13 protein-coding genes and 1 pseudogene are annotated in these 13,196 nt (G+C 62.7%); 6 read left to right on the top strand and 8 right to left on the bottom strand.

The genetic code is table 11. From position 1 onward, the window contains the following. Positions 1–7: 7 nt before the first annotated feature. The 4 genes from AC07O0_RS23135 to AC07O0_RS23120 form a co-directional block, all read right to left on the bottom strand. Positions 8–904 carry a dihydrodipicolinate synthase family protein gene (locus AC07O0_RS23135; protein ID WP_494626079.1) on the bottom strand — a complete coding sequence of 299 codons (897 nt, stop codon included), beginning with the start codon at positions 902–904 and terminating at the stop codon, positions 8–10. A gap of 78 nt (positions 905–982) precedes the next feature. Continuing rightward, positions 983–1,801 carry a carbohydrate ABC transporter permease gene (locus AC07O0_RS23130; RefSeq protein ID WP_494626077.1) on the bottom strand — a complete coding sequence of 273 codons (819 nt, stop codon included), beginning with the start codon at positions 1,799–1,801 and terminating at the stop codon, positions 983–985. Next, entirely contained in the window at positions 1,801–2,730 is a 930-nt protein-coding gene (locus AC07O0_RS23125; RefSeq protein ID WP_494626075.1) for a carbohydrate ABC transporter permease, read from the bottom strand. Before AC07O0_RS23125 ends, AC07O0_RS23130 begins: the two co-directional genes overlap by 1 nt. A gap of 138 nt (positions 2,731–2,868) precedes the next feature. Next, positions 2,869–4,218 (bottom strand): ABC transporter substrate-binding protein, encoded by a 1,350-nt coding sequence (locus tag AC07O0_RS23120; protein WP_494626073.1) that lies wholly within the window; start codon positions 4,216–4,218, stop codon positions 2,869–2,871. 185 nt (positions 4,219–4,403) lie between these two features. Between AC07O0_RS23120 and AC07O0_RS23115 the strand changes: the two genes are divergently transcribed. The 3 genes from AC07O0_RS23115 to AC07O0_RS23105 are packed head-to-tail and all read left to right on the top strand — an operon-like array spanning position 4,404 to position 6,727. Beyond that, entirely contained in the window at positions 4,404–5,426 is a 1,023-nt protein-coding gene (locus tag AC07O0_RS23115; RefSeq protein WP_494626071.1) for an aldo/keto reductase, read from the top strand. Between the two features lie 4 nt (positions 5,427–5,430). Further along, positions 5,431–6,270 carry an amidohydrolase family protein gene (locus AC07O0_RS23110; RefSeq protein WP_494626069.1) on the top strand — a complete coding sequence of 280 codons (840 nt, stop codon included), beginning with the start codon at positions 5,431–5,433 and terminating at the stop codon, positions 6,268–6,270. A 1-nt stretch (position 6,271) separates the two neighbouring features. Continuing rightward, complete coding sequence (locus tag AC07O0_RS23105; RefSeq protein ID WP_494626068.1) at positions 6,272–6,727, top strand: RbsD/FucU family protein; 456 nt, start codon at positions 6,272–6,274, stop codon at positions 6,725–6,727. A gap of 5 nt (positions 6,728–6,732) precedes the next feature. On the opposite strand, the gene AC07O0_RS23100 is transcribed toward AC07O0_RS23105, so the two are convergent. Both AC07O0_RS23100 and AC07O0_RS23095 read right to left on the bottom strand, forming a co-directional pair. Beyond that, on the bottom strand, positions 6,733–7,119 hold the full coding sequence (locus tag AC07O0_RS23100; protein WP_494626066.1) for a DoxX family membrane protein: 387 nt from the start codon (positions 7,117–7,119) through the stop codon (positions 6,733–6,735). A 149-nt stretch (positions 7,120–7,268) separates the two neighbouring features. Next, positions 7,269–7,760, bottom strand: coding sequence for a DUF3617 domain-containing protein (locus tag AC07O0_RS23095; RefSeq protein ID WP_494626064.1), 492 nt, complete (start codon positions 7,758–7,760; stop codon positions 7,269–7,271). 468 nt (positions 7,761–8,228) lie between these two features. On the opposite strand from AC07O0_RS23095, the gene AC07O0_RS23090 reads away from it, so the two are divergent. From AC07O0_RS23090 to AC07O0_RS23080, 3 genes and pseudogenes are all read left to right on the top strand, one after another. Further along, positions 8,229–9,395 carry a calcium-binding protein gene (locus AC07O0_RS23090; RefSeq protein WP_494626062.1) on the top strand — a complete coding sequence of 389 codons (1,167 nt, stop codon included), beginning with the start codon at positions 8,229–8,231 and terminating at the stop codon, positions 9,393–9,395. A 568-nt stretch (positions 9,396–9,963) separates the two neighbouring features. Continuing rightward, positions 9,964–10,352, top strand: a pseudogene (locus AC07O0_RS23085) (transposase); the annotation flags it as partial. Positions 10,353–10,776: 424 nt separating this feature from the next. Then, complete coding sequence (locus AC07O0_RS23080) at positions 10,777–12,477, top strand: phospholipase D-like domain-containing protein (protein ID WP_494626060.1); 1,701 nt, start codon at positions 10,777–10,779, stop codon at positions 12,475–12,477. A 103-nt stretch (positions 12,478–12,580) separates the two neighbouring features. Here the strand turns inward: AC07O0_RS23080 and AC07O0_RS23075 are convergent, their stop codons facing one another. Both AC07O0_RS23075 and AC07O0_RS23070 read right to left on the bottom strand, forming a co-directional pair. Next, a complete protein-coding gene (locus AC07O0_RS23075) occupies positions 12,581–12,841 on the bottom strand; it encodes a hypothetical protein (RefSeq protein ID WP_494626059.1) in 261 nt (86 codons plus the stop codon). Positions 12,842–12,889: 48 nt separating this feature from the next. Then, entirely contained in the window at positions 12,890–13,120 is a 231-nt protein-coding gene (locus AC07O0_RS23070; protein ID WP_494626057.1) for a DUF6538 domain-containing protein, read from the bottom strand. Between the last annotated feature and the right edge of the window lie 76 nt (positions 13,121–13,196).

Here is a 13,196-nt window from a genome sequence, read left to right as displayed (position 1 = left end):
TCCTCCTTCAGGCGGCCTTGGCGCGGGTAATCCGGTCGAAGGCGGCGCAGAGCGCCTTGCGCTGGCCCTCGTCGAGCGCGGTCAGCGGCGCCCGCATCGGGCCATAGCCGTCATCGCCATGGAGATGGCCGACCAGCGCCTTGACCGCCGGCAGCACCGGATAGGAGCAGATCTCGTCGACCAACTCGTTCACCGTGGCGTTCTCGGCGCCCTCATAGACGATCGGACGCAGCAGATGCGGCACGAGGTTGGCGACACCGCAGATCGAGCCTTGCGCACCATTGCGTACGGCGCGGCCGAGCAGGCGCTCGTCGCCGACCAGGATGGCGAGCTCGCCATGCGCCTTCAGGAAGGCCTCGGTCGTCGGGTAGTCGCAGGAGGAATCCTTGACGCCGGTGACGACGCCCGGGAAAGCCTTCTTCAGTCGCTCGACCAGCCCGACCGAGATGTCGACCGCCGTCACCGAGGGGATGTGGTAGAGGATGGTGTTGCGGGCGGAAGGCCCGAGCTTCTCGAAGAATTGCGAGAACCAGGCATAGAGCCCCTCGTCGCCGACGCCCTTGAAGTAGAAGGGCGGCGCGACCAGCAGGCCCTTCGCTCCGACGTTCAGCGCCGTCTGCGCCTGGTCGACCGCCTCGTGCAGCGAGGCGGCGGCGACGCCGGCATAGATCTGCGTCGCCGGATCGATGCCGGCGCCGACGAGCGCCCCGAGCATCGCCGTGCGGGCCGGAGCACCTAGCGCTGCACCTTCCCCAGTCGTGCCGAACAGCGTGACCGAGTCGCAGCCATTGGCGAGAACGTGCTTGGCGTGGTGGACGAGCCGCGGCAGGTCGACGGCGCCGCCTTCCCGCATCGGCGTGGTGATGGCGCAGGAGAGGCCGAAGCGGTTGGGATTCAGAGCCATTGCGAAGCGTCTTTCCGTGAAGTGATCGATTAAGGCGTTGAAGAGGTCCGGCACGCAGCAAGGCCGATGCCAATGAAATCAGCCATCCTTGAGCCCTCCGGCGGAAAGGCCGGCGACGATCTCGCGCTGGGCGAGAACGGTCAGCAGCAGGACGGGCAAGGTGACGAGCAGGGCGGCCGCGGCGAGCGGCCCCCAGGAGATCTGCTCGAAGGTCAGCGAGTTGTAGACGGCCGACGGCAGCGTCCGGCTCGCCTTGCCGCCCAGCACCACCGAGAAGATGAAGTTGTTCCAGGAGAAGATGAAGGCGAGGATGCCGCCAACGACGATGCCCGGCCGGGCGAGCGGCAGCGCGACATGGCGAAAGGCCTGCCAGGTCGTGGCGCCGTCGATGCGCGCGGCGTCCTCGAGCTCCATCGGCACGTTCTCGAAATACCCGATCATGATCCAGACGATGATCGGGATGGTGATGACGAGATGGGTGATCACCAGCGCCGTGATCGTGCCGACCAACCCGGTGATCTGGAACAGCAGGAAGAGCGGGATCAGATAGGACAGCGCCGGCGTCATCCGCGCGACCAGGATCAGGATCGCGAACTTATGCGCCTTGCCGCGGGCGATGCCGTAGCCGGCCGGCACGCCGACGCCAAGGCCGATCAGCACCGCCCCGCCCGTCACCAGGATCGAGTTCCAGAGATAGAGCGCGAAATTGTTCTTGGCGAAGACGTCGACATAGTTCGCCAGGGTCGGCGGGCTCGGGATGAACACCGGCGGGAAGGCGGTGTTGTCGAGCTCATTCTTGAACGAGAGCGAGATCATCCAGAGGAAGACCAGCACCGCCGGCGAGACCAGCACGAAGACCGAGGCGTAGAAGCCGAGCTTGGTGGCGAGGCGCTTCATCACGCGTTCCACTTCGACTTCTGGCGCGCATAGAGCAGCAGCAGCGACAGCATGATGATGATGACGAAGAAGATCACCACAACGGCGGAGGCGTAGCCGATCTTGTAGAACTGGAAGGCCTGCAGATAGAGGAAGATGTTGAGCGTCTCGGACGCCGTGCCCGGCCCGCCCTGGGTGATTACGAAGATCGTGTCGAAGGCTTTCAGCGCATCGATGGTGCGGATCACGATCGCGACCATGATGAACGGCCAGACCAGCGGCAGCGTGATGTGGCGGAACATGTGCCAGGCATTGGCGCCGTCGATCAGCGCGGATTCATAGGGTTCGCGCGGCAGGCCGGCGAGGCCACCGAGCACGATCAGCATGACCAGCGGCGTCCAGTGCCAGACCTCGACCAGGATCAGCGTCGGGATCACGGTGTTCGGCGAATAGACCCAGGCCTGCGGGCCGATGCCGACCAGCGAGAGCAGGTAGTTCAGCACGCCGAGCTGGGGATGGAACATCATCGTCCAGACCAGCGCGACCGCGACCGGCGTCGCCATCATCGGCATGACGAAGATCGTGCGCAACAGGCCGCGGAACGGGAACTCGCGATGGAAGACGAGCGCCGCAGCCGTACCGAACAAGATCGGCAACACGACGGCGAGCACGGTGAAGTAGAAGGTGTGCCCCATCGATTCGATGAAGCGCGCATCGCGGAAGAGCTCGGCGAAGTTCTGCAAACCGACGAATTCCGGCCCGCCGCCGATCTTCCAGTCCTGGCTCGACATGTAGAGCGTGAACAGCCAGGGGAAGACGATCACGCCGGCGACGATCAGCACCGCCGGCAGGGAGAACAGCCAATAGCGTGGCGTGAAATCTCGCGAATCCGCTGCAGGGACTTGCGCGGGGCTTACGAGGCTGGGGGCTGGGAGGGTGGTACTGGTCATTATCTGCTCTGGAAACTCACACCGTCATGCTCGCCCTTGTGGCGAGCATCCACGTCTTGAACACCGCCCTGCCGCAGGAAGACGTGGATGGTCGGGACAAGCCCGACCATGACGCTTCTCGTGGCTAGCCGGTCAGCCTCAACCCTGCTCGCTCTTGACCAGCACCGGCGCGAAGGCTTCCGTCGCCTTCTTCAGCTCGGCCGCGACATCGGCGCCGCCGATCGCATTGGTCAGCGCTACCCCGAACACGTCGCGGAACTCGGTGACCGGGACGATCTGCGGCAGCGCGGCGCGGGCGATCTTGGCCGAGTTCAGCAGGCAGTCGAAATACTGCTTGCCGAACTTCGACGCCTCGATCGTCGCCGTGTCGAGATAGGCCGAGGAGCGGGCCGGCGCGCCGGCGCCGGCCTTCAGCATGGCGAGCTGCTGCGCCTTGTTGGTCATGAACTGGATATAGAGCCAGGCCGCCTCCTTCTTCGAGGAGCCGCGCGAAATGCCGATGCCGTCGCCGAACATGCCGGCATGATGCGCTTTTGGCCCGGGCGGGGTGACGCCGTAGCCGACCTTGCCGACGATGCGCGACTTGCTGGGATCCTCGAGCGGGGTCGCAAAGCCGATACCGTCGAGCCACATCGCGGCGCGGCCCTGCATGAAGGTGGTCTGGCACTCGTTCCAGTTGAAGCCGACCTGCCCGACCGGGCCGGTATCCTTGTTGAGCTTCTTGTAGAGCTCGCCGGCCCAGATTGCCTCCGGCGTGTCGGTGAGCAGCTTGCCCTCGGCCGAGGTCGTCTCGATGCCCTGTCCAAGCACCAGGCAGGCCCAGACCGGGACATTGGCGTTCTTCAGGCCACGCGAGACGAAGCCGGCGACACCCTTGGCGGGATCGTGCAGCTTGGCGGCAGCGACCGCCATCTCGTCCATGGTCTTGGGATAGGCCACGCCCTTCGCGTCGAAGAGCTCCTTGTTGTAATAGACCATCCAGTAATCGACGAAGAAGGGCAGCGTATCGAGCGCCCCGTCGCTCTGACGGGCATAGGCCACAGCGCCTGCGCCGAAATCCTCGAAGTTGAAGTCCGGCGAGGTCAGCGAGGCATCCTTGATCATGGGCGTCAGGTCTGCGAACCACTTGCCCTTGGCGGCCATGCGCTTTTGCACATGCAGCGAGATGCCGCTGACGTCGAAGCTTGGCTTGCCGGAGGCGAACTCGATCACCGCCTTCTGGCGCTGTTGCTGCTCCGGCACCTGCTCAGCCGAAACCTTGATGCCGGTGAGCTCGGTGAACTCCTTCTCCGCGGCCTGGAACAGGTCCGAGCGCGGGTTCTTGACCAGCAATACGTCGATCGACTGGCCGGAGAAGCGCTTCCAGTTGAAGGCAGCCTGGGCCCGCGCCTCGCGCAACACCAGCGGCGAGGCGATGGCGCCGGTCGCGCCGAGCGCGGCAGCGCCGCGCAGCAGGCCACGCCGTGTCGGCTTCAAGATCTCGGTCATGGATGTCCTCCCGTGGACTGGTGCGCGGCCGTTGCGGGCCGTCTTGATGCTGTTCCGGCGAGCTGGTTCGTCATCGCCCCTCGCCCACCGGAATGGTGCGCACGCTAGTCCGGAACGAAGGCGGTTGCAAGCTGACATGTTGGCGTGCACATAGTGATGCAACACGACCAAGCACCCGGCTTCCAATGACGACTTCCACGCTTCCCGTTCGACCGCTCGGCCGCTCCGGCCTCGAGGTCACGACGCTCGGCTTCGGCAGTGCGCCGCTCGGCGATCTCTATGCCCGTCTCGACGAGGCGGGGGCGATCGCCACGGTCGAGGCTGCGCTGGTGGCCGGCATCAACCTGATCGATACCTCGCCGCTCTATGGCCACGGCCTCTCCGAGCACCGGATCGGCGCCGCCCTGCGGCGCTCGGGGCGCAAGGACGTGGCGATCTCGACCAAGGTCGGCCGCGTCGCCGAGCCTTTCGCCGGGCGCGGCAACGGTTCCGGCTATCTCGGCGGCCTGCCGCACGGGCTGCGCTTCGACTATTCCTATGACGGCGCCATGCGCTCGCTCGAGCAATCGGCGCTGCGCCTCGGCGTCGACCGCATCGACGTCGTGCTGATCCACGACGTCGACGTCTGGACCCACGGCAAGGACGCGATCGAGGAGCGTTTCGCCGAAGCGATGAACGGCGCCTATCGTGCCCTCGACAAGCTGCGTGCCGCCGGCACGGTCAAGGCAATCGGCGTCGGCGTCAACGAGGCCGAGATGTGCGAGCGCTTCGCCCGCGCCGGCGATTTCGACACCATGCTGCTCGCCGGACGCTACTCCCTGCTGGAGCAGCCCGGGCTCGCCTCCTTCATGCCGCTGGCGCAGAAGAAGGGCATTGGCCTGATGCTGGGCGGCGTCTTCAATTCCGGTATACTCGCCACCGGCCCGGTCAGCGGCGCCAAGTATAACTATCAGCCGGCCCCGCCCCATATCCTTGCCCGCGTCGCGGCGATCGAGGCGGTCTGCGCCCGCCATGGCGTGCCGCTGCGCCGTGCCGCCCTGCAGTTCCCCCTCGGCCATCCGGCTGTCGCGAGCCTTGTCATGGGCGCGGTCAAGCCGGAGGAGGTCACCGATCAGGTCATCGAGCTGTCCGCCCCGGTTCCGGCTGCTCTCTGGACAGAGCTGAAGGCCGAGGGCCTGCTCGGCGCCGATGTCCCGATCCCGGAATGACGCCATGCGCATCGACGCCCATCAGCACTTCTGGAGCCTCACCCGCAGCGATTATGGCTGGCTGACGCCGGCGCTCGGAACGATCTATCGCGATTTCGGTCCTGCCGACCTCGCACCGCTCCTTGCCGCGCAAGGCATCGACCGCACCATCCTGGTCCAGGCGGCCCCGACTGAGGCCGAGACCGCCTACCTGCTCGACATCGCGGCGAAGACGCCCTTCGTCGCCGGCGTCGTCGGCTGGACCGATTTCGATGCGCCAGATGCGACGGAACGCGTCGCCGCTTTGGCCGGCAATCCACTGCTCGTCGGCCTGCGGCCGATGGTCCAGGACATCCTCGACGACAACTGGCTGGCGCGCCCAGCACTGGCACCAGCCTTCGAAGCGATGATCGCTCATGGCCTCGTCTTCGACGCGCTGCTGAAGCCGCGCCATATCGCGCCGATGCTCACGGTGCTGGAGCGGCACCCGGACCTCGCCTGCGTCATTGACCACGGCGCCAAGCCCGACCTCGTCGCCGGCGATCTCGCCGCCTGGCGCGACGGCATGACAGCGCTCGCAAAGCACCCCGGCCTTACCTGCAAGCTTTCCGGGCTCGTCACCGAGGCCGGCCCGGACTGGACGCTGGAGACGCTCCGGCCAGTCGTCGATCATCTCCTCACGACCTTCGAGCCGGAGCGATTGATCTTCGGCAGCGACTGGCCGGTGGTGACGCTGCGCGCATCCTATGCTCAATGGGTCGAGGCGGCCGAAACGCTCCTCGCCAGCCTCGCTGAAGTGCAGCGCACTGCCGTCTTCGGCGGCAATGCCGAAAAACTCTACCTCTCGCAGCGCGGGCGCAGGTGACATGCTGAAGAACGTCGACCCGGTCCTCTCCGCCGATCTGCTCTGGGTACTGGCCGCCATGGGCCATGGCGATGATCTCGCCCTCGTCGACGCCAACCACCCGGCCGAGACGATCGCGCGCGGCACGACGAGCGGCCGGCTGGTGCGCTTGCCGGGCCTCTCCATGACCCGGGCGACGCGCGCCATCCTCTCGGTGCTGCCCATCGATGATTTCGAGCCACAGCCGGCAAGGCGCATGCAGGTCGTCGGCGACGCCGGCGCGATCCCGGAAGTGCAGACGCAGGTGCAGGCGGAGCTCGACCGGGCGCTCGGGCGCTCGGAGCCGTTCGCCGGCATCGAGCGCTTCGCCTTCTACGAGGCGGCAAAGCAGGCCTTCGCGGTGGTGCAGGTCGGCGATCCCCGCCCCTATGGCTGCTTCCTGTTCCGCAAGGGCGTGATCGCCGGCGAGCCCGGCTGAGCGGTTCAGCCCTGCCCGATCAAGCCGAGGATGCCGCCGGCGATCGCGATATTGGCGACGAAGCCATTGATGCGGTTGGCACGATCCAGGCCCTGATGGTCCCAGAAATTATTGAACATCGGCGTCGCCGCCACGAGGAAGGCGAGCAGCATCAGCGCGGCCAGCGAGACCTGGATGCCGCAGATGATCATGAGACCGGCGATGACCTGCCAGCTGATGCCGAGCCACAGGGTGACGGCCGGCAAAGGCACGCCGCGGGCTCCGATCAGGCTCGCCAGCGGGCCTCTGTTGACGATGTTGCGCAGGCCGGCGAAGGCGAAGGCTCCGCCCAGGAGAAGCCGCGCCGCGACAGTGGCGCTTTCCGCGCCAGCCAGGAAGATGTCCGTTGCCATGTCCGTCCTCGTCCAGTGAAGCGCGCCTCACAGGACGGCATGGCCGCTGCAGCGCTCTCCAACAGGACGAATCGGTTCGGCCAGATGTGACATGCCGGGCAATTTTTTGTCGCCGGCCGAATTCGGACGCTCCCCGCCCGCAACGGGAACTAGGGCTTTGCGCCAACCGCTCCCGGCATCGAGATCACCTTGCCGTCCGGCAGGATGACATCGCCCGGCTTCTGGCCCGGCCCGCACTCGCCGAGACGCTTGGCCTCGACCACGAGCTTGCGCTCGACCGTTCCCGCCTGGCCGGGCATGCCGGTGAGCTTGGTTGTGCCTTCGGTGCGCACGGTCGCCTGGAAATCGCCGGTGACGACGCTGTTGCCGACCGCCTTGATCTGGCCGACCGTGCATTCGGTCGCAACGGTATAGCCGGCCCCGGTCTTCTTCACCTCGACCTTCGCGCAGGCGCCGCCGGTCATCCCGCCCAGCATGGCGCGATCGGTGCCGGGACCGACGCATTGCTTGGCGGTGGTTTCGCCCTCCGCGCCCGTCGATTTGGTCTCCCACAATCCCGCCTTGCGCTGCGGAAGTTCATCCGCAAGCGCCGGAATGGCTCCAAAAACGCTGGCTGCAAGGGTGATGGCGACGGCCCGCATGCTTTGACTCCTCGGCTGACTGGAATCGTCGATTCGAGGCGGCAAGACAGAGCGGGGGTGAGCGGCGATTTTAGGGCGGGTTTCAGTCCGCCGCACGATGGGCGAACTCAGATGCTCCGCCCGGGGAGAAGAGGACAACCTGAAGTACACTAATTCAGCGAAGCTTCTCCCAGAAAGACGCTTTCGTTCGAATCAAAATTCGAATTTGCCGGCTAAAGCCTAGATATCGCAATGTCGACCGAAAATAATAAACCCCGACGAATTTCCCAGGCAGGAGAAACTAAAAACTTGAATCCCTTCTATCTGTACAGAGACAAAGATAATCATCGGATCATCCTAGAAAAATTTCTGTAGATACCTTAACTACTTCGAACAAGATTCTGCTTGACGCGCAGAAATCAAGGGCAGAAAACTTGACTGACCATTCACTCGGCGGCCGCTTGCAAGCAAGCCTTTGGGAGAAGTGATATGGCTGATGATATCTATGGCGCCAATTCGAACCCCATTTTCTACGAGTATATCGATGATGGCACCGGGACCGACACGTTCATTGCACGGGGCACCCATGGGGCGCCCGCGACGATCGATCTTGCCTATGGCGGCGACAATACCGTGGCTTTCGGACGCGCTCCGACACCAATCGGAGCGGATTCGGGCTATACCATCGTCAGGAACGGCCCCATTGAGAATGCCATCGGCGACCCGAACGCGCGCAATACCATTTCGGGAAACAATGTCGCGAATACGCTGACCGGCGGCAATTTCGATGATCTGATCTCCGGACGCGACGGGAATGACACGCTGTTCGGACTGAACGGCAACGACAGGCTCTCCGGCGACGCTGGCGATGACACGCTCAATGGCGGGGCCGGCAACGACTATCTCGACGGCGGCGCAGGCGCCGACATCGTCTCGGGCGGCGACGGCGACGACTTCATCGTCTGGGAAGGCTGGGGACGCTTCTCGCCCAATCCAGGCGATTCTTACAACGGTGGCGCCGGCTTCGACCGTCTCATCATACAAGCGGTCGATGCGGAGGTCGGCGTCAGGCAATTCGACCTATCGGACAATGGTTTCGAGTTCGCCGAAGTCCGGGGAAGTTACAATACCGACTACTATGTCGATGGGTGGGTATTGTATGCTCAGAATATCTATGACTATCAGAACCGTCTTTCAGAGACGATCGTCTACGACTATGATGGAACGAATTCCTGGTCGAGATATCGACAGAAATTCACATCGAGCGGCGCCACGGAATGGCAGGTGACCTATAACGACGACAGCACGCGCACGGAGCAGGTCTTCGACGCTGCGTCGACGCAATCCTGGTCCTCGTACACAGACTTCTATGCAACCGGTGGAGTGCTAGCCGCAAGGCAGGTCTTGAATGACAACGGCAGCTATGAGTCGACCTATTTCGACACGACCGGTCAGTCCTGGAGCCGATACACGGACTTCCATGCGAACGGTGGAAATCTGATCGCTCGCCAGGCTCTTTTCGATGACGGCTCCTACCAGAACACCTATTTCGACGCGGACAACGCGAACGCCTGGCAGCAATACACCGACTATTACGACGCTGCCGGCACCTATGTCGGCCGAACCGGCATCTACGACGACGGCAGCTATTTCTGATCGCTCCGCGAGCCGTACATTCGGCAGGATGCCTGCGGGTGAACGAAGGCGCTTGCTAGGCAGCGTCCTCGTTCGCCCGGACGCGATGTGCTGTTGTTAGGAGCGGCTGGACAGTCGAGTCCGCACGGCGGCCGCTGGGCAACGTCGCGGCGAACAAGGGCGCTACGAAGCGGAGCCGTATCGGCGCCCGGTCGGCGGCAAGGCATAGTGGAAAATGGTAACCTGGCCGGGACCAAAAAAATTTATCTCAGCATCAGAATAATATGATGAAAAATACTACGCCTCTTCGCTCAGGCCAACGAATAAGCCGACGCTTTTTTCTGCCATCGAGCGGCGCGACTACATTCCGACCATGAAGGGCGCCTATCCTCGACTGCTGGGCAAACTCGGCCCACAAGTGTCGACATAACCGTCAGGGGCAACCTGGCAGCCAAGTTCCAGGAAATCGAATCAAAGATCTCTATTTCCAACATTCCGAAAATATCGATTGACTCCGTCACAGGCGCTGAGCTGAGACCCTGATCCTTCTCCAGATTTGAGGAGAGTCCGTCACTCACGGAGACGGACAATGCGCGCCTCACGATTGACGGAAGAGCAGATCATCGGGCTGCTGAAGGAGCAGAAGGCTGGAGCTGCGACAGCGGCTGTCTGCCGCAAGCACGGCATCTCTTCGGCGACCTTCTACAAGTTCAAGGCGAAGTATGGCGGGATGGACGTGTCGGATGCGCGCCGGCTGAAGACCCTCGAGGACGTCGCGATAAACCCGGAACGGGTTTACGCTGTGAACACCCGCCTCAAGAAGCTACTGGCCGAACAAATGCTCGACAACGCGATCCTGAAGGATGTCGCCGCAAAAAAATGGTGACGCCCGATGCGAAGCGGAAGGCGGTGGCTCATGCCTGCAACGTGCATGCCGTGAGCCAGCGTCGGGCGTGCCTGGCCTTGACGATCGACCGCTACTCCGAGCGCAAGCAGAAGCAGATCGTCCTTGATCCTGCCGCAGATCTTTCGGCAATCGCCACCGCTGATCAACGTCGCATATGGGCGGTAAGCTCGACCGCTAACGGTCTCAGCGGCCCGGCGTTTCGAGGCAAGTGGAAGCGGAAGGCGCGATGTCGATCGACCTCTTCCGGTCAACGCGACAAGCCGACGCCCAGCATATAAGTCATGGATGTTTCTACTGTTGGCCGCCAATGAACCGGCAGCTAATAGGGCGAGGTTGCCCCAAGCGGTTATTTAGCTGTCTATCTGATGGACTCTTTTTCCATTCCGAAATTCGTATTCTGATCTATGGTGGATTCGACAGCGTAGCGTCAGAAAGTAAATAGCACTTGCGAGGCGCCGCAGTACCATCAATATTGATGATACGATGGAGGGTGCGATGCGCGCGCGAGCAAGTAACAATGGCATCTCCGTGCATGCCATCGCCGGCACGGACGTCGTGATGTTCGCGTTCGACGCAACCAAGGCCGCGAGAAAGAACCTGCTCGGCTTTGCTATACATCGGGCCGAAGACGGCGTCCCCGGGGATGGCATCTGGCTCAAGGCGTCTAAGGTATTCAAGGCTCTTGAGCCGACGCCGGCGAAAGGAGAAACCTACCCGACGAGCGACCACCCCATGCAGAGCTTCCTCTGGGGTGACTACATCGCGGACGAGGGTCGACGCTACACCTACTCGGTTTATCCGATGTATGGTCCGTTCGCGAACAGGAAATTGGGCGAGCCGGTAGTCCTGGAGGTGAAGACCGAAGAGGATGACGACGGCGACCATGCCGTGTTCTTCAATCGAGGCGCCGTCGCGACGCAAGGCTACATGAAGCGGTTCGGCAACACCTTGCGTCCTCCCGAGCCGGACAATCCCGACCATCCGCAAACGGCTTGGTTGTCGCGCGGCCTGTACGAAGGGTTGAAGCGGTTCGTCGACGATGCGGGACCGGGCGACGCGCTGAGAGTCGCTGCCTACGAATTCCACTACAGGCCGGTCATCGAACTGCTACGAAACGCTCAGGAGCGTGGTGTTGACGTCAAGGTCGTCTACGAAGCCGGAACGGAGACAAAAGAGGGCGTCGTTGTGGAAACACAGGCGACGAAGTCCAACAACAAAGCACTCGCCAAGCCGTGGGCAAATTTCAAATCTGCCACACTGATCAAGAGGACCAACCGTTCCTCGATCCCACACAACAAGTTCATCCTGAAACTGCGGAACGGGAAGGCGATCTCGGTCTGGACCGGTTCGACGAACTTCTCGGCTTCGGGCTTCATAGGCCAGGCGAACACCGGACACCTCGTCCGCGACAAGGATGTCGCCGCCAAGTTCCTCGACTATTGGAGCGTGCTGGCGGATGATCCCCTGCCGGAGGACTTCAAGGCCTGGGCAAGCAAGAATTCGCCGAATCCAGGCGACGACCTGAAGCTTGGCACCACCGTTGTCTTCAGCCCGCGTGTCGGCGCGAAAATGCTGAAGTGGTACGGCCAGCGCGCGGCCGAACGCCAAAAGCCGTGGTTCTTCACCGCGGCCTTCGGTATGAACCCGGCCACGAACGCCATGCACGAGCTGTTGCTACTGCCGCGGGATCATTTGCGCTTCGTGCTGATGGAAAGCGACGAAAAGAATGTGGTGCCCGGTTTCCGCAAGGCCGATCCGAACATCTGGTTCGCTATCGGCTCGCTTCTTGGGCGCAAAAAACGCACAGATAAGAATGCTCTCGATCTGGAAAACTGGCTGGTTGAGCAACACCACAAGAGCAGCGGACACGTTTTCTATGTGCACCAGAAATTTATCCTGATCGACCCTCTCGGCGACGACCCACTAGTATTCGCCGGATCGGCCAATTTTTCGCCCGCCTCGCTGTCGAGCAATGACGAGAACATGCTGCTTATTCGAGGAGACCGGCGGGTCGCTGATATCTATTTGACCGAGTTCGACCGCCTGTATCGTCACTTCCTCTATCGGGGAGCGGCGAATCGCAACAAGCCGCAGAAGATCGACAGCGACCGTTTCCTGGCCACCGATGACAGCTGGGTGGAAAAGCACTTCAAGCCGGGCTCCTATCAAACACAACGGCGGGAGATGTTCGCATAGGGCCATTTGCGGATGCGCTCAGGTCCCTTGCGATAGTCGCGACGGGGTTAGCCGTCGGGGCCGCTGCCGCGGTGCCGACCATGCGAAAAGGGCAGATCTCCAATTAGGTCCGATCGAAGGATAGTCCGCTCGCCGCCACCAATCCCACCAGCGCCCCGGCGATCTGCGCAAGCACGAACATCGGCACATGCTCAATCGCGATGCCGGCGAAGCTCGTGGTGAAACCACGCGCCAGAGTCACCGCCGGGTTGGCAAAGGAGGTCGATGCCGTGAACCAATAGGTCGCGGTGATGGTCGGCCCGACTATCAGCGGCACGCTGTCCGGTCGCGCCTTGAGCGAGCCGAAGATGGCGAGCACGAGCATGAAGGTCGAATACCCGTCGACGTAGTAAAAGCAGGAAACATCTTAATGTCATCTACTTCCGAAGGCACTCCACTTTGACGCCCACAAGGCATCGTCAACCGCCGCAAGCTTCGCGACCTTCTTAAGCGCCTCGCGCTCATCAGCGATCTTTAGGCTCTGAACCCGAAATCGCTTGCGCCCGCAGTGACCCAGTAGGTCCTTCGGGATGCGCCGGTAATAGTAGAACAGGCCGCTTGCGCGACGTTTGAAGATAGTTCGCTGACACCGTGAGGAACCCACGGCCCAGGAAGATTAGTGCCACTCTGTGTCACCCGCTGTATTACCGCGAGCGTCAAGCGAGATATGATAAAGCTTT

This window comes from Allobosea sp. GW821-FHT10B12 (genome assembly GCF_059415545.1).
This window is presented reverse-complemented; position numbering and strand designations above follow the sequence as displayed.

What these genes read in the sequence shown, in the direction of transcription:
- AC07O0_RS23115 (WP_494626071.1), top strand. Translation starts at nt 4,404, where the DNA reads ATGACGACTTCCACGCTTCCCGTTCGACCGCTCGGCCGCTCCGGCCTC.
- AC07O0_RS23125 (WP_494626075.1), bottom strand. Translation starts at nt 2,730, where the DNA reads ATGACCAGTACCACCCTCCCAGCCCCCAGCCTCGTAAGCCCCGCGCAA.
- AC07O0_RS23075 (WP_494626059.1), bottom strand. Translation starts at nt 12,841, where the DNA reads ATGCTCGTGCTCGCCATCTTCGGCTCGCTCAAGGCGCGACCGGACAGC.
- AC07O0_RS23080 (WP_494626060.1), top strand. Translation starts at nt 10,777, where the DNA reads ATGCGCGCGCGAGCAAGTAACAATGGCATCTCCGTGCATGCCATCGCC.
- AC07O0_RS23095 (WP_494626064.1), bottom strand. Translation starts at nt 7,760, where the DNA reads ATGCGGGCCGTCGCCATCACCCTTGCAGCCAGCGTTTTTGGAGCCATT.
- AC07O0_RS23120 (WP_494626073.1), bottom strand. Translation starts at nt 4,218, where the DNA reads ATGACCGAGATCTTGAAGCCGACACGGCGTGGCCTGCTGCGCGGCGCT.
- AC07O0_RS23105 (WP_494626068.1), top strand. Translation starts at nt 6,272, where the DNA reads ATGCTGAAGAACGTCGACCCGGTCCTCTCCGCCGATCTGCTCTGGGTA.
- AC07O0_RS23135 (WP_494626079.1), bottom strand. Translation starts at nt 904, where the DNA reads ATGGCTCTGAATCCCAACCGCTTCGGCCTCTCCTGCGCCATCACCACG.
- AC07O0_RS23100 (WP_494626066.1), bottom strand. Translation starts at nt 7,119, where the DNA reads ATGGCAACGGACATCTTCCTGGCTGGCGCGGAAAGCGCCACTGTCGCG.
- AC07O0_RS23090 (WP_494626062.1), top strand. Translation starts at nt 8,229, where the DNA reads ATGGCTGATGATATCTATGGCGCCAATTCGAACCCCATTTTCTACGAG.
- AC07O0_RS23130 (WP_494626077.1), bottom strand. Translation starts at nt 1,801, where the DNA reads ATGAAGCGCCTCGCCACCAAGCTCGGCTTCTACGCCTCGGTCTTCGTG.
- AC07O0_RS23110 (WP_494626069.1), top strand. Translation starts at nt 5,431, where the DNA reads ATGCGCATCGACGCCCATCAGCACTTCTGGAGCCTCACCCGCAGCGAT.